General features: G+C 72.3%; 19 protein-coding genes and 1 riboswitch. Of the genes, 14 read left to right on the top strand and 5 right to left on the bottom strand.

Annotation, left to right across the window (positions count from 1 at the left end; translation table 11 throughout):
- Window positions 1–309: 309 nt before the first annotated feature.
- A complete protein-coding gene (locus OOK40_RS08230; RefSeq protein WP_266477769.1) occupies window positions 310–1,908 on the bottom strand; it encodes an ABC-F family ATP-binding cassette domain-containing protein in 1,599 nt (532 codons plus the stop codon).
- 284 nt (window positions 1,909–2,192) lie between these two features.
- Between OOK40_RS08230 and OOK40_RS08225 the strand changes: the two genes are divergently transcribed.
- The gene (locus OOK40_RS08225; RefSeq protein ID WP_266477767.1) at window positions 2,193–2,597 is read left to right on the top strand and encodes a VOC family protein; all 405 of its coding nucleotides are present in this window, start codon (window positions 2,193–2,195) and stop codon (window positions 2,595–2,597) included.
- Window positions 2,598–2,618: 21 nt separating this feature from the next.
- On the opposite strand, the gene OOK40_RS08220 is transcribed toward OOK40_RS08225, so the two are convergent.
- From OOK40_RS08220 to OOK40_RS08210, 3 genes are all read right to left on the bottom strand, one after another.
- Window positions 2,619–3,968: a hypothetical protein gene (locus OOK40_RS08220; protein ID WP_266477765.1), complete on the bottom strand. Its 1,350-nt coding sequence runs from the start codon at window positions 3,966–3,968 to the stop codon at window positions 2,619–2,621.
- Between the two features lie 212 nt (window positions 3,969–4,180).
- Entirely contained in the window at window positions 4,181–5,308 is a 1,128-nt protein-coding gene (locus OOK40_RS08215; RefSeq protein WP_266477763.1) for an alpha/beta hydrolase, read from the bottom strand.
- 132 nt (window positions 5,309–5,440) lie between these two features.
- Window positions 5,441–6,103 (bottom strand): class II aldolase/adducin family protein, encoded by a 663-nt coding sequence (locus OOK40_RS08210; RefSeq protein WP_266477761.1) that lies wholly within the window; start codon window positions 6,101–6,103, stop codon window positions 5,441–5,443.
- Between the two features lie 223 nt (window positions 6,104–6,326).
- Here OOK40_RS08210 and OOK40_RS08205 point away from each other — a divergent pair, with 223 nt between their 5' ends.
- The 9 genes from OOK40_RS08205 to cobI all read left to right on the top strand — a co-directional run bounded on the left by OOK40_RS08205 (window position 6,327) and on the right by cobI (window position 19,263).
- On the top strand, window positions 6,327–7,559 hold the full coding sequence (locus OOK40_RS08205) for an inorganic phosphate transporter (protein ID WP_266477760.1): 1,233 nt from the start codon (window positions 6,327–6,329) through the stop codon (window positions 7,557–7,559).
- Between the two features lie 12 nt (window positions 7,560–7,571).
- Window positions 7,572–7,793 (top strand): hypothetical protein, encoded by a 222-nt coding sequence (locus tag OOK40_RS08200; protein WP_266477759.1) that lies wholly within the window; start codon window positions 7,572–7,574, stop codon window positions 7,791–7,793.
- A 108-nt stretch (window positions 7,794–7,901) separates the two neighbouring features.
- Window positions 7,902–8,044, top strand: a riboswitch (cobalamin riboswitch).
- A gap of 105 nt (window positions 8,045–8,149) precedes the next feature.
- Window positions 8,150–9,115, top strand: coding sequence for a cobalamin biosynthesis protein (locus OOK40_RS08195; protein WP_266477758.1), 966 nt, complete (start codon window positions 8,150–8,152; stop codon window positions 9,113–9,115).
- Complete coding sequence (locus OOK40_RS08190) at window positions 9,112–10,629, top strand: cobyric acid synthase (protein ID WP_266477757.1); 1,518 nt, start codon at window positions 9,112–9,114, stop codon at window positions 10,627–10,629. Before OOK40_RS08195 ends, OOK40_RS08190 begins: the two co-directional genes overlap by 4 nt.
- A complete protein-coding gene (gene cobN, locus OOK40_RS08185) occupies window positions 10,626–14,318 on the top strand; it encodes a cobaltochelatase subunit CobN (protein ID WP_266477754.1) in 3,693 nt (1,230 codons plus the stop codon). Before OOK40_RS08190 ends, cobN begins: the two co-directional genes overlap by 4 nt.
- 73 nt (window positions 14,319–14,391) lie before the next feature.
- Window positions 14,392–16,398, top strand: a complete 2,007-nt coding sequence (locus OOK40_RS08180) for a putative cobaltochelatase (protein WP_266477746.1) — start codon at window positions 14,392–14,394, stop codon at window positions 16,396–16,398.
- Window positions 16,398–17,006 (top strand): cob(I)yrinic acid a,c-diamide adenosyltransferase, encoded by a 609-nt coding sequence (gene cobO / locus OOK40_RS08175; protein WP_266477744.1) that lies wholly within the window; start codon window positions 16,398–16,400, stop codon window positions 17,004–17,006. Before OOK40_RS08180 ends, cobO begins: the two co-directional genes overlap by 1 nt.
- Window positions 17,000–18,538: a cobyrinate a,c-diamide synthase gene (locus tag OOK40_RS08170; protein WP_266477742.1), complete on the top strand. Its 1,539-nt coding sequence runs from the start codon at window positions 17,000–17,002 to the stop codon at window positions 18,536–18,538. The genes cobO and OOK40_RS08170 overlap by 7 nt, the downstream gene beginning before the upstream one ends.
- Window positions 18,535–19,263 carry a precorrin-2 C(20)-methyltransferase gene (cobI, locus tag OOK40_RS08165; RefSeq protein WP_266477740.1) on the top strand — a complete coding sequence of 243 codons (729 nt, stop codon included), beginning with the start codon at window positions 18,535–18,537 and terminating at the stop codon, window positions 19,261–19,263. Before OOK40_RS08170 ends, cobI begins: the two co-directional genes overlap by 4 nt.
- A 5-nt stretch (window positions 19,264–19,268) precedes the next feature.
- Here cobI and OOK40_RS08160 read toward each other — a convergent pair whose 3' ends face one another.
- Window positions 19,269–19,988: a ZIP family metal transporter gene (locus OOK40_RS08160; protein WP_266477738.1), complete on the bottom strand. Its 720-nt coding sequence runs from the start codon at window positions 19,986–19,988 to the stop codon at window positions 19,269–19,271.
- A gap of 84 nt (window positions 19,989–20,072) precedes the next feature.
- On the opposite strand from OOK40_RS08160, the gene cobM reads away from it, so the two are divergent.
- The 4 genes from cobM (at window position 20,073) to cobC (ending at window position 24,669) form a co-directional block, all read left to right on the top strand.
- On the top strand, window positions 20,073–20,894 hold the full coding sequence (cobM, locus tag OOK40_RS08155) for a precorrin-4 C(11)-methyltransferase (protein ID WP_266477736.1): 822 nt from the start codon (window positions 20,073–20,075) through the stop codon (window positions 20,892–20,894).
- Window positions 20,891–22,582: a precorrin-3B C(17)-methyltransferase gene (gene cobJ, locus OOK40_RS08150; protein WP_266477734.1), complete on the top strand. Its 1,692-nt coding sequence runs from the start codon at window positions 20,891–20,893 to the stop codon at window positions 22,580–22,582. The genes cobM and cobJ overlap by 4 nt, the downstream gene beginning before the upstream one ends.
- A 127-nt stretch (window positions 22,583–22,709) precedes the next feature.
- On the top strand, window positions 22,710–23,630 hold the full coding sequence (locus tag OOK40_RS08145; protein ID WP_266477732.1) for a sirohydrochlorin chelatase: 921 nt from the start codon (window positions 22,710–22,712) through the stop codon (window positions 23,628–23,630).
- Complete coding sequence (gene cobC / locus OOK40_RS08140) at window positions 23,614–24,669, top strand: Rv2231c family pyridoxal phosphate-dependent protein CobC (RefSeq protein ID WP_266477730.1); 1,056 nt, start codon at window positions 23,614–23,616, stop codon at window positions 24,667–24,669. The genes OOK40_RS08145 and cobC overlap by 17 nt, the downstream gene beginning before the upstream one ends.
- Window positions 24,670–24,794 lie beyond the last annotated feature (125 nt).

Raw genomic sequence — 24,794 nt, 5'->3', positions numbered from 1 at the left:
GAGCGGAATCTCTGATTCCGCGTGGGGCTGTCCGGGCGCCCGCACGGATTCCCCGCAGAAGTCGCAGGTCAGCGCCATGCGGGCGGGACGGGCGGGGCGCGACACCGGACGGAGCTGATCCGCTCGGTGCCACGCCGGGGTACGAGACGTTCTCACTCAGATGATGGATCACGCGTAGGCCGAATGATCCATACGGAGTGGATCAGAGCCCGACCGGACCGGAAAAGGCCGGTCCGGCGCGGATGAGGCGTCGGTCCGGCGCGGATGAAACACCATTCCGGCACGCCTGAGGCACCGGTCCGGGACCGGTCAGGCCAGCGCCACCAGGTCCGCGTAGTCCGCGCCCCACAGGTCCTCGACGCCGTCCGGCAGCAGGATGATGCGCTCGGGCTCCAGCGCCTCGACCGCTCCCTCGTCGTGCGTGACCAGGATGACCGCGCCCTTGTAGGTGCGCAGCGCGCCGAGGATCTCCTCGCGGCTGGCCGGGTCGAGGTTGTTGGTCGGCTCGTCGAGGAGCAGGACGTTCGCGGACGAGACGACCAGAGTGGCGAGCGCCAGACGGGTCTTCTCACCGCCGGAGAGCACCCCGGCCGGCTTGTCGACGTCGTCGCCGGAGAACAGGAAGGAGCCCAGCGTCTTGCGCACCTGGACCAGATCGAGGTCCGGCGCGGACGAGCGCATGTTCTCCAGAACCGTGCGCTCCGGGTCCAGCGTCTCGTGCTCCTGGGCGTAGTAGCCGAGCTTGAGGCCGTGGCCGGGGGTGACCGCTCCGGTGTCCGGTGTCTCCACGCCCGCGAGCAGGCGCAGCAGCGTCGTCTTGCCCGCGCCGTTGAGGCCGAGGATGACGACCCGGGAGCCCTTGTCGATCGCGAGGTCCACATCGGTGAAGATCTCGAGGGAGCCGTACCACTTGGACAGGCCCTCGGCGGTCAGCGGGGTCTTGCCGCAGGGTGCGGGCTCCGGGAAGCGCAGCTTGGCGACCTTGTCGGAGACGCGGACCTCGTCGAGCCCCGCGAGCAGCCGCTCGGCCCGCTTGGCCATGTTCTGCGCGGCCACGGTCTTGGTGGCCTTGGCGCGCATTTTGTCGGCCTGGGAGTTGAGGGCCGCCGCCTTCTTCTCGGCGTTCTGCCGCTCGCGCTTGCGGCGCTTCTCGTCGGCCTCGCGCTGCTGCTGGTAGAGCTTCCAGCCCATGTTGTAGACGTCGATCGTGGAGCGGTTGGCGTCCAGGTAGAAGACCTTGTTGACGACCGTCTCGACGAGATCGACATCGTGAGAGATGACGATGAAGCCGCCGCGGTAGGTCCTGAGGTAGTCGCGCAGCCAGACGATCGAGTCGGCGTCGAGGTGGTTGGTGGGCTCGTCGAGCAGCAGGGTGTCGGCGTCCGAGAAGAGGATGCGCGCGAGCTCGACGCGGCGGCGCTGGCCACCGGAGAGCGTATGGAGCGGCTGGCCGAGGACCCGGTCGGGCAGGCCGAGCGCGGCGGCGATGGTGGCGGCCTCGGCCTCGGCGGCGTAACCGCCCTTGGTGAGGAACTCCGTCTCCAGGCGCTCGTACTTCTTCATCGCCTTCTCGCGGGTGGCGCCCTGGCCGTTCGCCATCCGGTCCTCGTTCTCGCGCATCTTCTTCAGTACGGAGTCGAGGTCACGGGCCGAGAGGATGCGGTCGCTGGCGAGGGTCTCGAGGTCGCCGGTGCGCGGGTCCTGCGGGAGATAGCCGACCTCGCCGGAGCGGGCGATCGTGCCGGCCGCGGGGATGCCTTCGCCCGCAAGGCATTTGGTGAGGGTGGTCTTGCCCGCTCCGTTGCGGCCCACCAGGCCGACGCGATCGCCTTTGGCGATACGGAAGGAAGCGGACTCGATGAGGACACGTGCGCCGGCGCGCAGCTCGATGCCGGAAGCGGTGATCACGGAAAGACTCCAGGGCGGTATGGACGGCGGAAGGGACGGGCGCGGGAGCTTCGACGCCGCCTAATGCGCAAGGAGAATTGCCATACGGGCGAGTCTACCGGGGCCCTGCAAGTGGTTTTGCGCCAGCTTTCGCCGCTGCGGCCCCAGGGGCAGAAGGGGCGGACCACGACGGCTTCACCAACGGCGACATGGCCCGGTGCAACACCTGCGGCCGACTGTCAGTGGCGGCTGCAAGACTGAGATGCAGATCACATTTCCACCGTCGAGCCTGAGGAGTGATCGAGATGACTCAGTCACCAAGTATCTGTCCGACGTTGACGTACGCCGACGCGAAGGCCGCGATCAAACAGCTCACCGAGGCCTTCGGCTTCACCGAGCACGCGGTGTACGAGGACGAGGCGGGCGCCGTGGTGCATGCCGAACTGACCTTCGGCAACGGCATGGTGATGCTGGGCAGCAAGGGCACCGGCAGCGAGTTCGACAAGCTGATGGAGGGCGGCGGGCCGACGGGGGTGTTCGTCCACGTCGACGACGTCGACGCGCACCACAGCAGGGCGGTGGAGCACGGCGCGGACGTCGTGATGCCGCCGACCGACCAGGACTACGGGGCGCGGGACTACATGGCGCGGGACATCGAGGGCAATGTGTGGAGCTTCGGGACGTACGCGCCGGGGGCGGAGGGTTCGTAGCCCCCCACCCCCGGACACCCCTTACGCGCCGCCGGTGTGGACCTGGAACGCCGCCCGGCGTACGGCCTTCGCGAGGGCCGGGTCCGGGTGGGCGGCGGCCAGGGCGACCAGGACCTGCACCGTGCGGGGGTGGCCCCCGGCCCGGACCTCGTCGAGCAGCGCGGGGACTGTGCCCTGGACCGCGGAGTCGAGATGGCGCAGCAGGAGCTGGGGCTCGCCGTGGTCGGCGACGGCCGCCGCGGTGTCCACCCAGAGCCAGGTCGCTTCCTCCCGGGTGAGGACGTCGGCTGCGTCCTCGGGGTCCGCGCCCTCGTGCTCGGCGAGCCAGAGCAGGACGTAGGGGCGCAGCGACGGCTCGTCGGCGGCGGCGCGGACCTCGGCCTCGGCGGGGGCCCCGACGACACGCAGCGCCTCGAAGGCGAGGCCGCGCAGCAGGGCGTCCTCGCCGCGGGCGACGCCCAGGAGTTCGGCGACGGCGCTGGAGACGGTGCGGGCGGCGAGCCAGGCGCGGTACTCGGCGCGGGCCGGGCCCGGGGTGAGGCGGGCGCAGCCGCGCAGCATGTCCTCGGCGGACTGCTCGATATTGCCCGCCGGGCTCTGGGCGGCGACACAGATCTGCTCCAGTTTGACCCAGACCGCCCAGTTGCCGAGCGGGGTCAGGGTGGCCGAGCGGCCCTTGTCGAGCGTCAGCGCGCCGACGGCCGACAGCCCTTCCAGGGCCCAGTCGAGCAGGAGGGAGACGGGTACGGGAGCACCGGCGTCGGAGTCGGACTCGGGGACGTGTTCGGAGTCCGACGCCGGGCCGGAGTCGGCGTCGGCGTCCTCGGGCTGCGGGCCGTAGGCGACTTCGCAGCGCTCCTCGCGCAGTTCGGCGACCCGCTGCTGGAGCAGGTCGAGCAGCACCGGTACGAGCACGGGGCCGGCCGAGAGCTGGAGGAGGGAGAGGACCTGGGGCACGGCCTCGACTACCTCGGCCACCGCCGTGGGGGCGACGTCATCGGGCGCCGGGTGGACCAGCGACCAGGCGTCGAAAAGCGCGACCCAGCCGCGCAGTACGGCCATGTCGTCGCGGTCCCAGGCGCGCAGCCGCCAGCCGGGGCGGGCTGTGTCGCCGTGCAGCTCGACGAGTCCGGCCAGGCGGGCACGGTCCCAGCCGGCGCGCACCTGGAGCGGGGTCAACTCCAGTGCGACGGCGGCCCGTTCCTGGGTCCGACCGCTGAGCTGGGCAGTGCTGGGGTCCCTCTCGACCGCCGCCCAGCGGGCGATGCGGACGGCGTCGGCGAGGACTGTCCTGGCCTGTCGGGCCAGTTCCGAGGGGACAGGCGTGCCCTCGGGAGGCCGGGGTGCCGGCCTGGTACCCCGGGTCGTCACAGCCCGCCGTGCAGTGGCCAGCGATCGCGGGCGGACAAGACGGAGTCTGGAGTTGCGCGCCAATTGCTCATCAGGCTTTCGGGACGTCACGGGGAGCAGTCTTCCCGCTGATGGCCCGAAAGCCCAAACGGAACCTCTTCGGTTCGTTGAGTGGCCCTCCCGGCAGGGTCGCCGCAAGGGGCCGCCGGGCACCTCCGAGGGACGGCAGTGCGCTACATCAGGGGGGTGAGGAAGCGGCGGAGGGCTTCTTCGTAGCGCTCCGGGTCGGCGTTCCACATGGCGGCGTGCGGCGCGTTCCGTACGGTGTGAAGGCTGACCAGTTCGGGGCGGCGTGCGGCGAGTTCGCGGGAGAGCTGCCAGGAGGCGAGGGCGTCGTCGGGGCCGTGGAAGATCAGGGTCGGCACCCGCATGGCCTGGGGATCGGCGGCTTCGAGCAGCCGGTCGCCGTGCAGTCCCGTCCTGCCCTGGGCCGCCCGGACGGCGAGCGGCAGCAGGGGCGCGGGGGTGCCGCGGGCTGCGGCCAGGCTGCGCAGCGTGGCTTCCCAGTCGAGGACCGGGGAGTCCAGGACGAGGCCCCTGATCCGGTCGCGCAGCGCCGAGTTGGCGGCGGCGTGCAGGGCCATCGACGCGCCGGTGGACCAGCCGTGCACGATGACACGCTCGGCGCCCTGGCTCACGGCGTAGCGGATGGCCGCGTCCAGGTCGCGCCACTCGGAGTCGCCGAGGTGCCCGAGCCCGTCGGGCGGCGGGGGTGCGCCGGGGTCTCCGCGGTAGCCGAGGTTGAGCACCGGGAAACGCAGGGTGTGCAGGAACGGCAGGAGGTTCAGCGGATGTTCCCGGGTGGCGCCCAGGCCGTGCACCGTGATGACCCAGGTCTCGCGTGGCCCCGGCACGAACCAGGCGGGCAGCGTGCCGAGTTCGCCGGGTATGTCGACGTCCTTGTGGTCGAGGCCGAGCGCGCCGGACGGGTCGCCGTCGTGCACCCGCGGGGTGAGCCGGACCTTGGTGCCGGGCTCGAGGCTGCCGTGGTTGACCCGCTCCAGCCGGCGTACGACGGTGTCGGCGCGGCGCGGCACCTCGTCGAGTACGGCCCCGATGACGGCGTGGACGTCCTCGCCCTCGATTCCGTACCGGCCGGGGCGCTGGGTGGCGAGGCTGCGGGTGAGCGTCACATGACCGGCGGCCGTGGAGTGCACGGTGAGCCGCGGGTCGCCGGGCAGCGGGCGTCCCGGCGTTGTCTTGAGCGCGGCGTCGCTTGCGTAGCGGCCGGCCGCTATGACGGCCGCGCCGACGCCGATCAGTGTGGTGACGGCTGCTGCCGTCGCGGTAACCGGGCGCACCGTTCCAGTGTCGGCACCCGCGGGACGCCCTGCCAGTGGAGTGAGCCGTCGGTGTCAGGGGGTGTCTGGCGGATCAGGCAGGAGACGGAGTCGCATGACGCCGCGAGCCCAGCATGATCCGCCGGACACCCCCTAACACGGTTGCCCGTAGTTCCGGAGCTTCTCGGACGCCTCACTCAGCTGGGCGCTCGTCAGGAGGGTGGGTGCGTGTCCGGGCACGGACGCGGCGGCGAGCCAGAGGCGGCACATCCACTCCAGCTGGGCGGTGCGGTCGTAGGCCTGGTCCAGGGAGTCCGCGTAGGCGACGGTTCCGTGGTTCTGCAGGAGGCAGGCAGTGCGTTCACGCAGGGCGCGGAGCATGTTCTGGGCCAGTTCCTCGGTTCCGTACAGGGCGTACGCCGCGACGCGGACGGGCCCGCCCATGGCCCCGGCCATGTAGTGGATGGGCGGGAGTTCGGGGACGAGGGTGGAGACGGCGGTGGCGTGCACGGCATGGGTGTGGACCACGGCGCCGGCGGAGGTGTTGCGGTAGAGCTCCAGGTGCAGGGGCAGCTCGCTGGTCGGAGCGAGGTCGCCGAGGACCTGGTTGCCGTCGAGGTCGACGGCGACGGCGTCCTCGGGGGCGAGCCGGTCGTAGGGGACTCCGCTCGGGGTGACCAGGACGAGGGGGCCGACCCGTACCGAGACATTGCCCGAGGTGCCCACCACCAGGCCTTCCGTCGCCGTCCTGCGAGCCGTGGCCACGAGGCCCCGCCACGCCCGCTCGATCGCGTCCTGCCGCTCCTGATCGGTCATGCGGCGATCCTGTCAGGCGGCGGCCGGGTGCACGGGACGGTCGGTGACGGAGATCACGCGTATCGCCACGAAAGCCTTGTTTCAGCGGTACTGCCGCCACTCCCGACAAGCGGAATGGCAATCCTCACTTCAGAACACTGCAACGCCCGCCCTAGTTCATCTTCCGTTCATCCAGGTTAACTACGTTCACCGCGCCACTGACGTCAAAAGATTGCCTGGGTAAATGGAACACATCACGCTGCTGCTAGCGATCGTGATCGTGACAGCTCTCGTGTTCGATTTCACAAACGGTTTCCACGACACCGCCAACGCGATGGCGACGACCATCTCGACCGGCGCCCTGAAGCCCAAGACGGCGGTGGCCATGTCCGCCGCGCTCAATCTCGTCGGCGCGTTCCTGTCCGTCGAAGTCGCCAAAACGATATCCAGCGGCATCGTCACCGAGTCCGGCATCACCCCGGAAGTCATCTTCGCGGCGCTCGTCGGCGCCATCCTGTGGAATCTGATGACCTGGCTGATCGGTCTGCCGTCCAGTTCCTCGCACGCCCTGATGGGCGGACTGATCGGCGCCACGGTCGCCTCGGTCGGCATCGGCGGCGTCAACGGCGGCACCGTCGTCACCAAGGTCCTGATCCCCGCGATCGCCGCCCCCCTGGTGGCCGGTATCGCCGCGTTCCTGGCCTCCCGCCTGACGTACAAGATCGGCAAGAACGCCGACGCCAAGGCCACGGCGAAGGGCTACCGCGCCGGCCAGATCACCTCGGCGGGCCTCGTCTCACTGGCCCACGGCACCAACGACGCGCAGAAGACGATGGGCATCATCACGCTGGCGCTCGTCGCCGGCGGCGTGCTCTCGCCCGGCTCCAACCCCCCGATGTGGGTCATCCTCTCCGCCGGTCTCGCCATCGCGATGGGCACCTACCTCGGCGGCTGGCGCATCATCCGCACCATGGGCAAGGGCCTGACGGACCTTCAGCCGCAGCAGGGCTTCGCCGCCCAGACCAGTGCGGCCAGCGTCATCCTCGCCTCGTCCAACCTCGGCTTCTCGCTGTCGACGACGCACTCCTGCTCCGGCGCCGTGATGGGCGCGGGCCTGGGCCGCAAGGGCGGCGTGGTCCGCTGGTCCACCGCCACCCGGATGTTCGTCGCCTGGGGCCTGACGCTGCCCGCCGCCGCTCTGGTCGCCGCGGGCTCGGAGTTCGTGACCAAGCAGGGCGACTGGGGTGTCGCGGTCGTTGCGGCCTTCCTGATCGGCGCCTGCGCCGCGATCTGGTTCGTCTCCCGCCGCCAGGTGGTCGACCACACCAACGTCAATGACACGGACGCCGAGCCCGCGGGCGTCGTGACCGCCGCCATCGCGGCCGTCACCCCGCCGCCGGCGGGCACGCCCGCGCAGGACATCAAGACGACCATCCCGGCTCCCGGCTCCGAGCCGACGCGTCCGGCCACGGTGTAAGGACAGATCAGCATGAAAATCGACTGGGCAGCACTCGGCTCCGTCTTCGGCGTGAGCCTCGTCGCCACCGTCGCCCTGGTGGGTCTGTTCACCCTGGGCGTGGTGGGCCTGACCAAGCAGGAGTCCGCGGCCACGAGCGGTGGCTCCGCGGTTCTGGCGCGCACCGGGGCGTACGCGTGCTTCGCGCTCTGCGCGGCGGCTGTGGCGTACGGGATCTATCTGATCGTCACCTGACAGCCGTTTCGGATACAGCGGGTCCGGGCCGGGTCACCCCATCGGGTGACCCGGCCCGCGTGTGTGCCCCAACACACTCTCCCCGTGCAGGTCAAAGGCCAGTTGACGCCTGTTCTCGCAGCGTGGTGGACTGCCGGGGCCATCTACGGCGGCAGAAGAGGAAGCCGGTGCGAATCCGGCGCGGTCCCGCCACTGTCACGGGGGAGCACTCCCCCGGAAGCCAGGAACTCTCACCGCCGGTCACGTCGAACCAGGGCGCGGACACCCTGAGTGAGGACATATCGCCATGCGCGGCTGCGGTTCGGTTCCTGCGGTGAGTACGAGGTTCCAACGAGGCGGAACGACGGCCTGAACCCATGCGTGCCGACCGCCGATTCGTGTACGGCGCCACCGCCGGCCTGGCCGGTGACCTGCTTCTGGGCGATCCCCGCCGAGGGCATCCGGTCGCCGCGTTCGGGCGCGCCGCGGGTGGTGTCGAGCGTGTGCTGTGGCGTGACCACCGGGGGTGGGGCGCGCTGCACACCGTGGTGTGCGCCGGAGGCGCCGCCGCTGCCGCCGCACTGCTGAGCCGTGGAGTACGGGGCCGCTCGGCCACGTCCCTCGCACTGACCGCCGCCGCCACCTGGGCCGTCGTCGGCGGTACCTCGCTGGGCCGGGAGGCACGCGCCATCGGTGGCGCGCTGGCCGCCGGGGACGTGGAGGTGGCCAGGGAACGGCTGCCGCATCTGTGCGGGCGCGATCCGCAGGCCCTGGACGAGCAGCAGATCGCGCGAGCGGTCGTCGAATCCGTCGCCGAGAACACCTCCGACGCCGTGGTGGGCGCGCTGGTCTGGGGGGCGCTCGCGGGCGTGCCGGGGCTGGTCGGCTTCCGAGCGGTCAACACCCTGGACGCGATGGTCGGCCACAAGTCGCCCCGCTACCGGCGGTTCGGCTGGGCCTCGGCCCGGCTCGACGACGTCGCGGGCTGGCCGGGCGCCCGGCTCACCGCGGCGCTGGCGGTGCTCGCGGGCGGGAACGCGCGCGGAGCCGCCCGGGCCTGGCGGGACGACGCGAAGAAGCATCCGAGCCCCAACGCGGGCCCCGTGGAGGCGGCTTTCGCCGGTGCGCTCGGTGTACGGCTCGGCGGAACGCTCTCGTACGCCGGACGCGTCGAGCACCGTCCCGTACTCAACGGCGACGGCCGTCCTGTCCAGTTCGGCGACATCGAACGTGCCGTGCGGCTCTCGCGCCGCGTCGGCTGGCTGACACTTGCGACCTGCGCGGCAGGGCGCCTCGCGGGGCATGCGCTGCGTGCACGGCGCGCGGAAAAGGGGCGGGGATGAGCGGGCGCAGGGGCGGCGGACTGCTGGTCGCGGGAACCACGTCCGACGCGGGCAAGAGCGTCGTGACGGCAGGGATCTGCCGCTGGCTGGTGCGGCAGGGGGTGAAGGTCGCGCCCTTCAAGGGGCAGAACATGTCACTCAACTCGTTCGTGACGCGCGAGGGCGCGGAGATCGGACGGGCGCAGGCCATGCAGGCGCAGGCGGCCCGCGTGGAGCCGAGCGCGCTGATGAACCCGGTGCTGCTCAAGCCCGGCAGCGACCGCTCCAGTCAGGTCGTGCTGATGGGCAGGCCGGTGGGTGAACTCAGCGCCCGCGGCTACCACGGCGGGCGGCAGGAGTCCCTGTTCGGGACCGTCGTGGAGTGCCTGGAGGAGCTGCGGGGCACGTATGAAGCCGTGATCTGCGAGGGGGCGGGCAGTCCGGCCGAGATCAATCTGCGGCGTACGGACATCGTGAACATGGGCATCGCACGGGCCGCGCGCCTGCCGGTGCTCGTGGTCGGAGACATCGACCGCGGCGGCGTCTTTGCCTCCTTCTTCGGTACGACGGCATTGCTCGCCCCCGAGGACCAGGCGCTGATCGCGGGCTATCTGGTCAATAAGTTCCGGGGCGATGTGACGCTCCTCGAACCCGGCCTGGAGATGCTGCACGGCCTGACCGGACGGCACACCTATGGCGTGCTGCCCTTCGCGCACGGTCTCGGCATCGACGAGGAGGACGGGCTGCGGGTCTCGCTGCGCGGCGCGGTACGGGAGTCGGTGGTCGCGCCGCCCGTCGGCGAGGACGTGCTGCGCGTCGCCGTGTGCGCCGTACCGCTGATGTCGAACTTCACGGACGTGGACGCGCTCGCCGCCGAACCCGGGGTCGTCGTGCGCTTCGTGGACCGGGCCGAGGAGCTCGTCGACGCCGATCTGGTGGTCGTGCCGGGTACGAGGGGCACAGTCAAGGCGCTGGCGTGGCTGCGCGAGCGCGGGCTCGCCGATGCCCTGGCACGCCGGGCCGCCGAGGGGCGGCCGGTGCTCGGCATCTGCGGCGGCTTCCAGCTGCTGGGCGAGCACATCGAGGACGAGGTCGAGTCGCGCGCGGGCGCCGTCGACGGGCTCGGGCTGCTGCCGGTACGGGTGCGGTTCGCCCGGGACAAGACCCTCGCGCGGCCCGTGGGCACGGCGCTCGGCGAGAGCGTCGAGGGGTACGAGATCCATCACGGGGTCGCCGAAGTGCTCGGCGGTGAGTCCTTCTTGGACGGCTGCCGGGTCGGGTCGGTGTGGGGCACGCACTGGCACGGCTCGCTGGAGAGCGACGGCTTCAGGCGCGCCTTTCTGCGGGAGGTGGCAGCGGCCTCGGGACGGCGTTTCGTACCGGCGCCGGACACCAGCTTCGGGGCGCTGCGCGAGGAGCAGCTGGACCGCCTCGGCGACCTGATCGAAGAACACGCGGACACGGACGCGCTGTTGCGGCTCATCGAGTCGGGCGCTCCGTCGGGACTGCCCTTCATTCCACCGGGAGCGCCATGAGCACCGTGCTGTTGCTGTCCACCGCCGACACCGATCTGCTGGCGGCCCGGGCCTGCGGGGCGCCGTACCGGATCGGCAACCCCACCCGTGTCGACGTGGCCGAGGAACTGCCCGCGCTGATCGAGGGCGCCGACATCGCCGTCGTACGTCTCCTCGGCGGGAAGCGGGCCTGGGAGGACGGTCTCGCCGCGTTGAAGGCGGCCCGGATTCCGACGGTGCTGCTCGGCGGCGAGACGGTGCCGGACGCCGAGTTGATGGCCGAGTCCACGGTGCACGCGGGTGCGGTGACGGAGGCGCTGCGCTATCTCGTCGAGGGCGGTCCGGGGAACCTCGTCGAGCTGGCGCGCTTCCTCCTCCAGGACGTGCTGCTGACGGGGCACGGTCGTGCCGGAGGCGCGCAGAACAGGCACAGCGCCGAGCCGCAGAAGATGCCCGAGTGGGGCGTGCACGGCACGCGCGCGTACGTCGAGGGCCGGCCGACCGTGGGCGTGCTCTTCTACCGGGCCCACCAGCTCTCCGGGAACACCGCCTTCGTCGACACGCTCTGCGACCGGCTTGAGGAGCGGGGGGCCAACGCCCTGCCCGTGTACTGCGGTTCGCTGCGCGGCGCCGACCCCGGTCTGTACGAGCTGCTCGGCAGGGCCGACACGCTGATCGCCACCGTGCTCGCCGCCGGCGGCACGCGTGCGAGCGACGCAAGTGCGGGCGGCGACGACGAGGCCTGGGACATCGGGGCGCTCACCGAGCTCGACATCCCTGTGCTCCAGGGTCTGTGCCTGACGTCCTCGCGGGCGGTCTGGGAGGCGTCGGACGCGGCGCTGTCCCCGATGGACGCGGCGATGCAGGTGGCGATCCCGGAGTTCGACGGGCGGCTGATCACGGTCCCGTTCTCCTTCAAGGAGCAGGGCCCCGACGATGTGCCGGTGTACGTCGCCGACCCGGAGCGGGCCGGACGGGTCGCCGGAATCGCCGTGCGCCACGCGGAGTTGAAGCACAAGCCGAACGCGCAGAAGCGGCTTGCGCTGGTCTTCACCGCCTACCCGACCAAGCACTCACGCGTCGGCAATGCGGTCGGCCTGGACACCCCGGCCTCGGCGGTACGGGTCCTGGACGCCCTGCGCGATGCCGGTTACGCCGTCGAGGGCCACCCGGACAACGGCGACGAGCTGATCCACCGGCTCATCAACGCCGGTGGCCACGACGTCGAGTGGCTGACCGAGGAGCAGTTGGCCGCCGCCCCCGCGCGCGTGCCGCTCGCCGACTACCGGGCCTGGTTCGACACCGTGGATCCCGGGCTGCGCGAGGCGATGCTGGAGCACTGGGGCGAGCCGCCGGGCTCGCTCTATGTCGACGGCGACGACATCGTGCTGGCCTCGCTCCGGTTCGGGAACGTCGTGGTCATGATCCAGCCGCCGCGCGGCTTCGGCGAGAACCCGATCGCGATCTACCACGACCCGGACATGCCGCCCTCGCACCACTACCTGGCGGCGTACCGCTGGCTGCAGGCCCCGGCATCGGACGGGGGCTTCGGCGCGGACGCGATCGTGCACATGGGCAAGCACGGCACCCTGGAATGGCTGCCGGGCAAGGGCCTCGGCCTGTCGGCGGGCTGCGGCCCGGACGCCGTGCTGGGCGAACTGCCGCTGATCTACCCCTTCATCGTCAACGACCCGGGCGAGGGCACCCAGGCCAAGCGCCGCGGCCACGCCACCGTCGTGGACCATCTCGTGCCGCCGATGGCGCGCGCGGACACCTACGGCGATCTGGCGAAGCTCGAACAGCTCCTCGACGAGTACGCCCTCGTGTCCGATCTCGATCCGGCGAAGGCCCCGTCCGTACGGGCACAGATCTGGACGCTCGTGAAGGCCGCCGAGCTCCACCACGACCTGCATGTCGACGAACAGCCGGACGACGGCGACTTCGACTCGTTCGTCATGCACATCGACGGCTACCTCTGCGAGATCAAGGACGTCCAGATCAGGGACGGTCTGCACATCCTGGGCGGCGGCCCAGAGTCGGAGGCCCGGGTCAATCTCGTCCTGGCCGTGCTGCGCGCCTCCCAGGTGTGGGGCGGGCAGGCCAACGCCCTGCCGGGGCTGCGGGCCGCGCTCGCCGAGCACTTCGGGCTGGTCGAGAAGGATCTGCTCGCCGAGCCGGGCGCGCCGGTGAAGGTCCCGGTGGAGCTGACCGCGCTCGTCGGGGGTCCGGGCCGGACCGGCGCCGACGCGATCGATCTGCTGGAGCAGCTGTGCCGGCGGCTCGCCGAGGGCATGGAGGAGCGCAGCTGGTCCACCCACGACTGCGCGGCTCTGGTGCGCGACACCCTCGGCACCGAACTCCCCACCGCCGTCGCCGTACTGGGTTTCGCCTGCGAGGAGGTCGTGCCGCGCCTCGCCCGTACGACCGACGAGATCGGCAACATCCTGCGGGCCCTGAACGGCGGCTATGTGCCCGCAGGCCCCTCCGGCTCACCGACGCGCGGCCTCGTCAACGTCCTGCCGACCGGCCGCAACTTCTACTCCGTCGACCCCAAGGCGATCCCGTCCCGGCTGTCCTGGGAGGTCGGCCAGGCGCTCGCCGACTCGCTGGTGGCGCGCTATCTGACGGACACCGGCGCCTACCCGAAGTCGGTGGGCCTGACGGTGTGGGGCACCTCGGCGATGCGCACCCAGGGCGACGACATCGCCGAGATCCTGGCGCTGCTCGGCTGCCGCCCGGTCTGGGACGACGCGTCCCGGCGCGTGACGGGCTTCGCGGTGGTGCCGCTGCAGGAGCTCGCGCGGCCGCGCATCGATGTGACAGTGCGTATCTCCGGCTTCTTCCGGGACGCCTTCCCGCATGTGGTGGGGCTGATCGACGACGCCGTACGGGCGGTGGCCGAGCTGGACGAGCCGGCCGAGTCCAACTTCGTACGGGCGCACGCGGACGAGGACGCGGCGCAGCACGGCGACCGGCGGCGGGCCACCGCGCGGATCTTCGGCTCCAAGCCGGGGGCGTACGGAGCGGGTCTGCTGCCGCTGATCGACGCACGGAACTGGCGCTCCGACGCGGACCTCGCGGAGGTGTACGCGGTGTGGGGCGGATACGCCTACGGGCGAGGGCTGAACGGGCGTGCGGCGCGCGGGGACATGGAGACGGCGTTCCGCAGGATCGCGGTCGCCGCGAAGAACGTGGACACGAGGGAGCACGATCTCGTCGACGCGGACGACTACTTCCAGTACCACGGCGGGATGGTCGCCATGGTGCGCCATCTGACCGGCGAATCGCCCGAGGCGTACGTGGGGGACTCGGCGGTCCCGGACCAGATCAGGACGCGCACTCTGGGCGAGGAGACGCACCGCGTGTTCCGGGCGCGGGTGGTCAACCCGCGCTGGATGGCGGCGATGCGCCGGCACGGCTACAAGGGCGCGTTCGAGATGGCCGCGACGGTGGACTATCTGTTCGGGTACGACGCGACGGCGGGTGTCGTCGACGACTGGATGTACGAGAAGTTGTCGGCGGAGTACGTCTTCGATCCGGAGAACCGGGAGTTCATGCAGAAGTCCAATCCCTGGGCGCTGCGGGGCATCACGGAACGGCTGCTGGAGGCGGCGGAGCGGGGGCTGTGGGCGGAACCGGACGAGGGGACGCTGGAGCGGCTGCGGGCGACGTACCTGGAGCTCGAGGGCGAGCTGGAGGGGGACGCGTGAAGGTCTTTGACCGGGGCTCCGCCCCAGACCACGCGCCTCCGGCGCGGCTGATTCTTACCACCAAGGAGACCGCATGAGCACCCCCTTCCCCTTCACCGCCATCGTCGGGCAGGACGATCTGCGGCTCGCGCTGCTGCTGAACGCCGTGTCGCCCGCCGTCGGCGGTGTGCTCGTGCGCGGTGAGAAGGGGACCGCCAAGTCGACCGCCGTACGCGCCCTTTCCGCGTTGATACCGCAGGTTTCCGTCGTCTCCGGGTGCCGGTTCTCCTGCGACCCCGCCTCCCCCGACCCGGCGTGTCCCGACGGGCCTCACGAGGCGGGCGGCGGCACGGCGCGCCCCGCGCGGATGGTCGAGCTGCCCGTCGGGGCCTCCGAGGACCGGCTCGTCGGCGCGCTCGACATCGAGCGGGCGCTCGCCGAGGGCGTGAAGGCCTTCGAGCCGGGGCTGCTCGCCGACGCGCACCGCGGGATCCTCTACGTCGACGAAGTGAACCTGCTCCACGACCACTTGGTGGACCTGCTCCTCGACGCGGCCGCCATGGGCGCCTCGTACGTCGAGCGTGAAGGCGTCTCGGTACGGCATGCGGCTCGCTTCCTGCTGGTCGGGACGATGAACCCCGAAGAGGGCGAACTGCGGCCGCAGTTGCTCGACCGGTTCGGGCTCACCGTCGAGGTCGCGGCCTCCCGCGAGCCCGACCAGCGGGTCGAGGTGGTGCGCCGCCGCCTCGCGTACGACGACGATCCCGGCGGCTTCGCCGGGCGCTGGGCGGACGACGAGACGGCTCTGCGGGCGCGGATCGTGGCCGCGCGGGCGCTGCTGCCCGAGGTGCGGCTCGGCGACGGCGCGCTGCGGCAGATCGCCGCGACCTGCGCGGCTTTCGAGGTCGACGGTATGCGCGCCGACATCGTGATGGCGCGGACGGCCACGGCGCTGGCCGCGTGGGCGGGGCGGAGCGACGTACTGGCCGAGGACGTGCGCCAGGCCGCCCTGCTGGCGCTCCCCCACCGGCGGCGGCGCAATCCCTTCGACGCGCCCGGTCTCGACGAGGACAAGCTCGACGAGACGCTGGAGGAGTTCGGCGACGACGATCCCGACACCGATCCGGACGGGCCGGGCGGGGGTGGCGGGCAGCCGCCGCAGGACGGTCCCGGCACGCCGCCGCAGAGCGACGCGGGCGAGGGTGACACTCCCGCCGAGCCGCAGGAGGCCGAGGGCGGTCGGCCGCAGGCCGCGGGCGGCGGTGAGCAGCAGGCCGTACGGGCCGCGGAGCCGTTCCGTACGAAGGTGCTCAGCGTGCCCGGGCTCGGCGAGGGCGCGGCGGGGCGCAGGTCCCGGGCGCGGACCGAGCACGGGCGGACGACGGGAGCCCGGCGGCCCCGAGGGGCGCTCACCAAGCTGCACTTGGCGGCGACCGTGCAGGCGGCCGCCCCGCACCAGCGGGCGCGCGGGCGCAGCGGCCGCGGTCTGGTGGTCCGGCGTGACGACCTGCGGCAGGCCACCCGGGAGGGGCGGGAGGGGAACCTCGTGCTGTTCCTGGTGGACGCCTCGGGTTCGATGGCGGCCCGGCAGCGGATGAGCGCGGTCAAGGGCGCGGTGCTGTCGCTGCTGCTCGACGCGTATCAGCGGCGCGACAAGGTCGGGCTGATCACCTTCCGCGGCAAGGACGCGGAGGTGGCGCTGCCGCCGACCTCGTCGGTGGACGCGGCCGCGGCCCGGCTCGAACTGCTGCCCACGGGTGGCCGGACGCCGCTGGCGGCCGGGCTGCTGCGGGCGCACGACGTCCTGCGCGTGGAGCGTCTGCGCGATCCGGCGCGCCGCCCGCTGCTCGTCGTGGTCACGGACGGCCGCGCGACGGGCGGTGTCGATCCGGTGGCGCTCGCCTCGCGGTCCGCGCGGCTGCACGCCGCCGAGGGCACGGCCTCCGTCGTCGTGGACTGCGAGTCGGGGCCGGTGCGCCTCGGGCTCGCCGGGGAACTCGCCCGTGATCTCGGCGGCACCGCCGTCACCCTGGACGAGCTGCGTGCCGACAGCATCGCCGGACTCGTCAGGGACGTCACCGCAACCAGGAGGGCCGCTTAATGCCGCAGGGACAGCCGACCGTCGTTCCCCAGGACGGGCTCACCACCCGCCAGCGCCGCAACAGGCCGCTGGTGATGGTGCACACCGGCGTCGGCAAGGGGAAGTCGACGGCCGCCTTCGGGATGGCGCTGCGCGCCTGGAACCAGGGCTGGCCGGTCGGGGTGTTCCAGTTCGTCAAGTCCGCGAAGTGGAAGGTCGGCGAGGAGAACGCCCTGAAGGTCCTCGGCGCGAGCGGCGAGGGCGGCAAGGTCGACTGGCACAAGATGGGCGAGGGCTGGTCCTGGATCCAGCGCGCCCCCGCGGACGGCGAGCTGTCGAACGAGGAGAAGGCGCGCGAGGGCTGGGAACAGGTCAAGCGCGACCTGGCCGCCGAGTCGTACAAGTTCTACGTGCTGGACGAGTTCGCATATCCGATGCACTGGGGCTGGGTGGACCCCGCCGAGGTGATCCAGGTGCTGCACGACCGCCCCGGCACCCAGCATGTCGTGATCACCGGCCGCAACGCGCCCGCCGAACTCCTCGGCTTCGCCGACCTCGTCACCGACATGTCCAAGGTCAAGCACCCGATGGACGCGGGCCAGAAGGGGCAGCGGGGCATCGAGTGGTAGCACGTCTCGTCATCGCCGCGCCGTCGTCGGGCAGCGGCAAGACCACCGTCGCGACGGGCCTGATGGCGGCCTTCGTCGCGGCGGGCCTGACCGTGTCCCCGCACAAGGTCGGCCCGGACTACATAGACCCGGGCTACCACTCGCTCGCGACGGGACGCCCGGGACGCAATCTCGACGCGTACATGTGCGGTACGGAAATGATGGAACCGCTGTTCGCGCACGGCGCCGCGGGGTGCGACGTGGCCGTCGTCGAGGGCGTGATGGGGCTCTACGACGGTGCGGCGGGCGCGGGTGAACTGGCCTCCACGGCCCAGGTGGCGAAGCTGCTGCGGGCGCCGGTGGTGCTGGTGGTCGACGCGTCCTCGCAGTCGCGGTCGGTGGCGGCGCTGGTGCACGGTTTCGCGTCGTGGGACCCGCAGGTGCGGATCGGTGGCGTGATCCTCAACAAGGTCGCGTCGGACCGGCACGAGGAGCTGCTGCGGGATGCGCTGGAGGAGTCGGGGGTGCCGGTGCTGGGGGTGCTGCGGCGGGTGACTCAGGTTGCCTCGCCATCGCGGCACCTTGGTCTTGTGCCGGTGGCCGAGCGGCGGGCGGAGGCGGTGGCCGCGGTTGCCGCCATGGGCGAGCAGGTTCGGGCCGGGTGCGACCTGGAGGCACTGCTGGCGCTGGCGCGGTCGGCCCCGCGGCTGGGTGCGGCGGCGTGGGACGCGGGTGCCGCCTGCGGCGAGCCATTCCCCACCCCGCCCCTTCCCGAACTGGGGGCAAGCCCCCAAACCCCCGAACGCGCTTCGCGCGTGTCCTCAAACGCCGGACGGGCTGAAGTTCAGCCCCTTGGGGGTCCCCCCGGACGAAGTCTGGGGGAGTTTGAGGAGCGGGTCCGGGGCGGAGCCCTGGTTCGGGAAGGGGCGGGGTGGGGAACAAGCCCCGCGCAGCGGCCCGTCGTCGCCATCGCGAGTGGCCCCGCCTTCACCTTCTCCTACGCCGAGCACGCCGAACTCCTCACCGCCGCCGGCGCCGACGTCGTCCCCTTCGACCCCCTGCGGGACGAGCAGCTGCCCACCAGCACCGCCGGACTCGTCATCGGCGGCGGATTCCCCGAGGTGTACGCCCCCGAGCTGTCCGCCAACGAACCCCTCCGCAAGGCCGTCGCCGACCTCGCGTACTCCGGCGCGCCCGTCGCCGCCGAGTGTGCCGGGCTGCTGTATCTCGCCCGCTCGCTGGACGGGCAGCCGATGTGCGGCGTGCTGGACGCCGAGGCGCGGATGAGTGAGCGGCTGACGCTCGGCTACCGCGAGGCCGTCGCCGTCAGCGACAGCGTCCTCGCCGCGGCCGGGACACGGCTGCGCGGGCACGAGTTCCACCGCACCGTCATCGAGCCCGCCGCCGGACCCGACCCCGCCTGGGGCATGCACCGGCCGGAGCGCCGCGTCGAGGGGTTCGTCCAGCGGGGCGTGCATGCGAGCTATCTGCATACGCACTGGGCCTCCGCGCCCGGTGTCGCCCGCCGATTCGTTGAGGGGTGTGTGCGATGAGCAGGCTGATCGGGGTCGGAGTGGGGCCGGGCGACCCGGAGTTGGTGACCGTGAAGGGCGTGCGCGCGCTTCAGGAGGCCGATGTCGTCGTCGTACCGGTGATGGACACGCTGGAGCGGGGCCGCGCCGAGGCGACCGTCCTGCACTACGTCGGCGCCGAGAAGGTCATACGGGTCGTCTTCGCGCTCAACGAGCGCACCGACCGGGCCCGTCGTGAGGCCGCCTGGGACGCCGCAGGCGAGCGCGTCGCCGAACTCCTGCGTGCTCATGACGTCGTCTCCTTCGCGACGATCGGCGACCCGAACGTGTACTCCACGTTCACCTATCTCGCGCAGACCATCGGCGAACTGGTCCCGGGGACGGCCGTTCAGACCGTGCCCGGCATCACCGCGATGCAGGATCTGGCCGCCCGCAGCGGCGCGGTCCTCACCGAGGGCACCGAGCCGCTGACCCTGGTGCCGGTGACGGCCGGTGCGGCCGTTCTGAAGGGTGCCCTGGAGGGGCCCGGGACGGTGGTGGCGTACAAGTTCGGGCGGCTGGCCGCCGAGGTGGCGACCGCCCTGCGGGAGACGGGACGTACCGAGGGGGCGGTGTGGGGCTCGGCGCTCGGGCTGCCGGAGGAGTCGATCCGGCCTGCCGCCGAGCTGGCCGAGGGCCCGTTGCCGTATCTGTCGACGCTGATCGCGCCGGCGCCGCGGGACGGCGGCCGTGGGGGCAAGTTGTGAACCCGTCACTCGGACAGGCCGACCACCAGCCAGACGAAGCCGACTCCCCCGGCCGTGCACAGCAGGGTGGAGCGCGCGGGGTGGGCGTGGTGCGCCTCGGGCAGGATTTCGGCCGCGGCGAGGTAGAGCAGGGCGCCGCCGAAGAACCCCAGGTAGCTGCCGAGGAGTTCCGGCGGAAGCGTGAACAGCAGCGTGGAGGCGGCGCCCGCGACGGGGGCGAGCGCGTCGGCGACGAGCATCGCGAGCGCCTTTCCGCGGGTGTTCCCGTACAGGCTGGTGATCGTGTACGTGTTGAAGCCGTCGGCGAAGTCGTGGGTGATGACGGCGATTGCGACGGTCGCGCCCATGCCGCCGCCCACCTGGAAGGCCGCGCCCATCGCGATGCCGTCCATCAGGCTGTGGCCGACCATCGCCGCTGCCGCCGTCATGCCCACCTGCGGCGCTCTGTCGTCGACGCCGTGTGCCGCCCGGCGCACCGCCAGCAGCCGTTCCACCAGGTGCGCCGCGAGGAAGCCGCCGACGAACAGCAGCAGCGCCTGCGGCACTCCGAACACCTCGTTCCCGGCCGCCTCCAGCGCCTCCGGCAGCAGGTCGAGGCCGACCACGCCGAGCATCAGCCCGCCCGCCAGGCCGAGCACGAGATGGCGGCGGTCGGTGACGCGTCCGGCCGTCCAGCCGCCGAACAGCGTCATGAGGAACGCGCCGAGCGCGACGAACACCGCCATGCGCCCTTGCTAGCGGATTGACCTGCTCCCTGGCATATCAAGGACCACCGGATCCACCCGAATGACACGAGAGGACAGCCGCTCATGGCCGAAGCCGACCTCCGCGGGAAGGTGACCTTCGTCGGCGCCGGCCCGGGCGCCGCCGATCTGCTGACGTTCCGGGCCGCGCGGGCCATCGCCGAAGCCGACATCGTCATCTGGGCGGCGAGCCTGGTGCAGGCGGACGTCCTCGACCACGCGCGCGAGGGTGCCGAGATCCTCGACTCGGCGGCGATGTCGCTGGAGGACGTCGTCGCGGTGTACGAGCGGGCGTACGAGGGGGACTTGAGGGTCGCCCGTATCCACTCCGGCGACCCCGCGCTGTGGGGCGGTACGCAGGAGCAGCTCGACCGCTGCGGGGAGCTGGGTCTCGCGGTCGAGATCGTGCCGGGTGTCTCGTCGTTCTCGGCGGTCGCCGCGATCGCGCAGCGCGAGCTGACGATCCCGGAGGTCGCGCAGTCGGTGGTCCTGACCCGGCTCGGCGGCGGCAAGACGCCGATGCCGCCGGGCGAGGAGGTACGGGAGTTCGCGCGGCACGGCACGACGATGGCGCTGTTCCTGTCGGCGGCGAGATCCGGCCAGTTGACGCAGGAGCTGCTGGAGGGCGGCTATCCGACGAGTACGCCGGTGGTCGTCGCGTATCAGGCGACGTGGCCGGAGGAGCTGATCCTGCGCTGCACGATCGGCACGCTGGAGGAGACGGTCAAGGAGCACAAGCTCTGGAAGCACACGCTGTTCCTGGTCGGGCCCGCCCTGGCGGCCGCGGGGACGCGTTCGCATCTCTACCACCCGGGTCACTTCCATGGCTTCCGGAAGGCGGATCCGGCCGCCCGCAAGGCACTTCGCGCACAGGGAGCGGCTCAGTGATCGGCCTGATCTCCGCGACAGCTGCGGGTGCCGCGGCCCGCGACCGGCTGGCCGCGGCCTGGCCCGGACGCACGCGGGTGTACGAGGGTCCGGTGGGCCGGTCGGTGGAGCTGGCGTTCGCCGAGTGCGATCAGCTGGTGTGCTTCCTTGCTACGGGCGCGGTCGTGCGGCTGATCTCCCCGCTGCTCGCGGACAAGTCCGCCGACCCCGGCGTGGTGTGCGTGGACGAGGGGCAGCGGTACGCGGTGTCCCTGCTCGGCGGCCACGGCGGCGGCGCGAACGAGCTGGCGGCGCGGGTCGCCGATGTGCTCGGCTGCGCCCCGGTGGTGACGACGGCGACGGACGCGGCCGACGTCCCGGGTCTGGACACGCTGGGATGGCCGGTGGAGGGCGCGGTCGCGTCGGTGACCCGGGCGGTACTGGACGGCGAACCGGTGGCGCTGCGGGCCGACGCGGTGTGGCCGCTGCCGCCGCTGCCGGGGAATGTGGGTGCCGACGGCGACGCGGTTCTGCGCGTGACGGACCGGGTCGTCGAACCGCACGCGCGGGAGGCCGTGTTGCGGCCGCCGTCGCTCGTCGTCGGGGTCGGGGCCTCCAAGGACGCTCCCCTCGACGAGGTCCTCGGCCTGGTCGAGGAGACCCTGCGCGATGCGGGACTCTCGGCGCGTAGTGTCGCCGCGCTGGCGACTGTCGACGCGAAGGCGCAGGAGCCGGGGATCGTCGGGGCTGCGGAGCGTCTTGGCGTGCCACTGGTGACGTACGCGCCCGAAAAGCTCGCGTCGATCGCCGTCCCGAACCCGTCGAGCGCGCCGCTCGCCGCCGTGGGCACCCCGTCCGTCGCCGAGGCCGCGGCGCTCGCGGAGGGCGGTGAACTCCTCGTCCCGAAGCGGAAGTCGAGGGGGTGTCCGGCGGGCCGGGCCGCGATGGCGACCTGCGCCGTGGTGCGCCGGGTGCCGCGCGGCCGCCTCGCCGTGGTCGGACTCGGCCCCGGCGCCCGCGATCTGCTCACTCCGCGCGCCACGCAGGAGCTGCGCCGCGCCTCCGTCCTGGTCGGGCTCGATCAGTACGTCGACCAGATCCGCGATCTGCTCAGGCCCGGCACCCGGATCGTCGAGTCCGGCCTGGGCGCCGAGGAGGAGCGGGCCCGTACGGCCGTCGCCGAGGCCCGCGCCGGTCATGCGGTCGCGCTGATCGGCAGCGGTGACGCGGGCGTGTACGCGATGGCCTCACCGGCGCTCGCCGAGGCGTCCGGCGACATCGACGTGGTGGGCGTGCCCGGGGTGACCGCGGCGCTGGCCGCCGCCGCGATCCTGGGCGCGCCGCTCGGGCACGACCATGTCTCGATCAGCCTCTCGGACCTGCACACACCGTGGGAGGTCATCGAGCGGCGGGTGCGGGCGGCGGCGGAAGCGGACATCGTCGTGACCTTCTACAACCCCCGTAGCCGCGGGCGGGACTGGCAGCTCCCGAAGGCGCTGTCGATCCTCGCGGAGCACCGCGATCCGGGCACACCGGCAGGTGTCGTACGCAACGCGTCCCGGCCGGACGAATCCAGCCGCGTCACCACACTGGCCGGACTGGATCCGGCGACGGTGGACATGATGACGGTCGTGACGGTCGGCAACACGGCGACGCGAGAGGTCGCGGGCCGCATGGTGACCCCGCGGGGCTACCGCTGGCAGTCATGATCACGCACGTCACGACCACGCACGCCATGAAATCGCATGTTCCGAGGACGAGTCCCCGCCGTACCCTCGCCGCAGCCGTCGCCACGCGGAATGCTCTGCCGTACCACCCCCATTCCAAGGAGATTGCGTGACCACCCCGCCCGCACTGCTCATCGCCGGTCACGGCACCCGTGACGAAGCCGGGGCCGATGCCTTCCGTGACTTCGTACGGGAGCTGGGGCGGCGCCATCCCGAACTCCCCGTCGGGGGCGGCTTCATCGAGCTGTCCCCGCCGCCCCTCGGCGAGGCCGTCGCCGAACTGGTCGAGCGGGGCGTGACCCGCTTCGCCGCGGTGCCGCTGATGCTGGTGTCCGCGGGGCACGCCAAGGGCGACATCCCGGCCGCGCTGGCCCGCGAGCGGGAGCGTCACCCCCAGATCTCGTACGCCTACGGTCGTCCGCTGGGCCCGCACCCCTCGCTGCTGCGCGTCCTGGAGCGACGGCTGGACGAGGCGCTGGGCTCCGCGACCCGCAGGCCCGGGGACCGCGCGGACGTGACGGTGCTGCTGGTGGGCCGCGGTTCGACCGATCCGGACGCCAACGCCGAGGTGCACAAGGCGGCCAGGCTGCTGTGGGAGGGGCGGGGCTGCGCGAGCGTGGAGACGGCCTTCGTCTCGCTCGCCGCGCCCGATGTTCCCAGCGGCCTGGACCGCTGCGTGAAGCTGGGCGCCCGGCGGATCGTGGTGCTGCCGTACTTCCTGTTCACGGGGATCCTGCCGGACCGGGTGCGTCAGCAGACGCAGGGCTGGGCGGAGGCGCACCCCGGGGTGGAGGTCGTCTCGGCCGATGTGATCGGCCCGACCGAGGAGTTGCTCGACCTGGTGCTCGACCGCTACCGGGAGGCCGTGGAGGGCGACATCCGGATGAACTGCGACTCGTGCGTCTACCGGATCGCCATGCCGGGCTTCGAGGACAAGGTCGGTGCTCCGCAGCGGCCGCACTTCCACCCCGCCGACGACGGCCACGGCCCAAGTCACGACCAACACGGCAGCCATGCACACGCACACTGACGCACACGACCTGCGCCACCACGGTGACGCGGAGGTACGGGACGCCGGTCTCATCGACCTCGCGGTCAATGTCCGCGCCGGGACTCCCCCGGACTGGCTCCGCGCGCGCATCGCGGACTCGCTGACCGGACTCGCCGCGTATCCGGACGCACGGGCGGCACGGGCGGCGGTCGCGCGGCGCCACGGGCTGCCGGTGGAGCGGGTGCTGCTGACGGCGGGGGCGGCGGAGGCTTTCGTTCTGCTCGCGCGCGCCCTGAAGGTACGTCACCCGCTGGTCGTGCACCCGCAGTTCACGGAGCCGGAGGCGGCGCTGCGGGACGCGGGGCACGAGGTGGCGCGGCTGCTGCTGCGCGAGGAGAACGGCTTCCGGCTCGATCCGGCGGCCGTGCCCGAGACGGCGGACCTGGTGATCATCGGCAATCCCACCAACCCCACGTCCGTACTGCACCCGGCCGACGACATCGCCGAACTGGCCTGCCCCGGGCGGCTGCTGGTGGTGGACGAGGCCTTCATGGACGCGGTGCCGGACGAGCCCGAGGCGCTGGCGGGCCGGACCGACATCCCGGGGCTTGTGGTGCTGCGCAGCCTCACCAAGACCTGGGGGCTCGCGGGCCTGCGCATCGGCTACGTGCTGGCCGATGCGGACACGATCGCAACGCTGGAACGGGCGCAGCCGCTGTGGCCGGTGTCGACGCCCGCGCTGGCGGCGGCGGAGGCGTGCATGGAGCCCGCCGCGCTCAAGGAGGCGGCGCAGGCAGCGCAGCAGCTCGCGACGGAGCGGGCGCATCTGCTCGCGGGGCTCGCGGAGTTCGACGAGGTACGGGTGGTGGCGTCGGCGCAGGGCCCGTTCGTCCTGGCCCACGTCCGCCGCGGCGCCGAGGTCCGCGTACGCCTGCGCGCCCTGGGCTTCGCGGCCCGCCGCGGCGACACGTTCCCGGGCCTTGGCCCCGGCTGGCTGCGGCTGGCGGTCCGCGACCGGGCGACGACAAACCGCTTTCTGCAGGCGCTGGACCAGGCGTTGACGGCGGTGGGGGGGTAGGGGGTTTCCAGGGTCCGTGGTGAACCTGGGCCAGGGGGCGTTGGTGGTTGCTGCCCGGTGGGTGGTTTCGCGGGCGAACCCGGACGCCCCGCGCCCCTTCCAACGCCGGCGGGGCTGAACTTCAG

It is taken from the genome of Streptomyces sp. NBC_01481, from assembly GCF_026339995.1.
Taxonomy (GTDB): Bacteria; Actinomycetota; Actinomycetes; order Streptomycetales; family Streptomycetaceae; genus Streptomyces.
The sequence above is the reverse complement of the archived record's forward strand: the minus strand, read 5'-3'. Positions and strand labels throughout refer to the sequence as shown.

Coding starts and splice junctions, on each gene's coding strand:
- OOK40_RS08225 (WP_266477767.1), top strand. CDS start 2,193: ATGACTCAGTCACCAAGTATCTGTCCGACGTTGACGTACGCCGACGCG.
- OOK40_RS08210 (WP_266477761.1), bottom strand. CDS start 6,103: ATGACCGATCAGGAGCGGCAGGACGCGATCGAGCGGGCGTGGCGGGGC.
- OOK40_RS08205 (WP_266477760.1), top strand. CDS start 6,327: ATGGAACACATCACGCTGCTGCTAGCGATCGTGATCGTGACAGCTCTC.
- OOK40_RS08200 (WP_266477759.1), top strand. CDS start 7,572: ATGAAAATCGACTGGGCAGCACTCGGCTCCGTCTTCGGCGTGAGCCTC.
- OOK40_RS08195 (WP_266477758.1), top strand. CDS start 8,150: ATGCGTGCCGACCGCCGATTCGTGTACGGCGCCACCGCCGGCCTGGCC.
- OOK40_RS08190 (WP_266477757.1), top strand. CDS start 9,112: ATGAGCGGGCGCAGGGGCGGCGGACTGCTGGTCGCGGGAACCACGTCC.
- cobN (WP_266477754.1), top strand. CDS start 10,626: ATGAGCACCGTGCTGTTGCTGTCCACCGCCGACACCGATCTGCTGGCG.
- OOK40_RS08180 (WP_266477746.1), top strand. CDS start 14,392: ATGAGCACCCCCTTCCCCTTCACCGCCATCGTCGGGCAGGACGATCTG.
- cobO (WP_266477744.1), top strand. CDS start 16,398: ATGCCGCAGGGACAGCCGACCGTCGTTCCCCAGGACGGGCTCACCACC.
- cobI (WP_266477740.1), top strand. CDS start 18,535: ATGAGCAGGCTGATCGGGGTCGGAGTGGGGCCGGGCGACCCGGAGTTG.
- OOK40_RS08160 (WP_266477738.1), bottom strand. CDS start 19,988: ATGGCGGTGTTCGTCGCGCTCGGCGCGTTCCTCATGACGCTGTTCGGC.
- cobM (WP_266477736.1), top strand. CDS start 20,073: ATGGCCGAAGCCGACCTCCGCGGGAAGGTGACCTTCGTCGGCGCCGGC.
- cobC (WP_266477730.1), top strand. CDS start 23,614: ATGCACACGCACACTGACGCACACGACCTGCGCCACCACGGTGACGCG.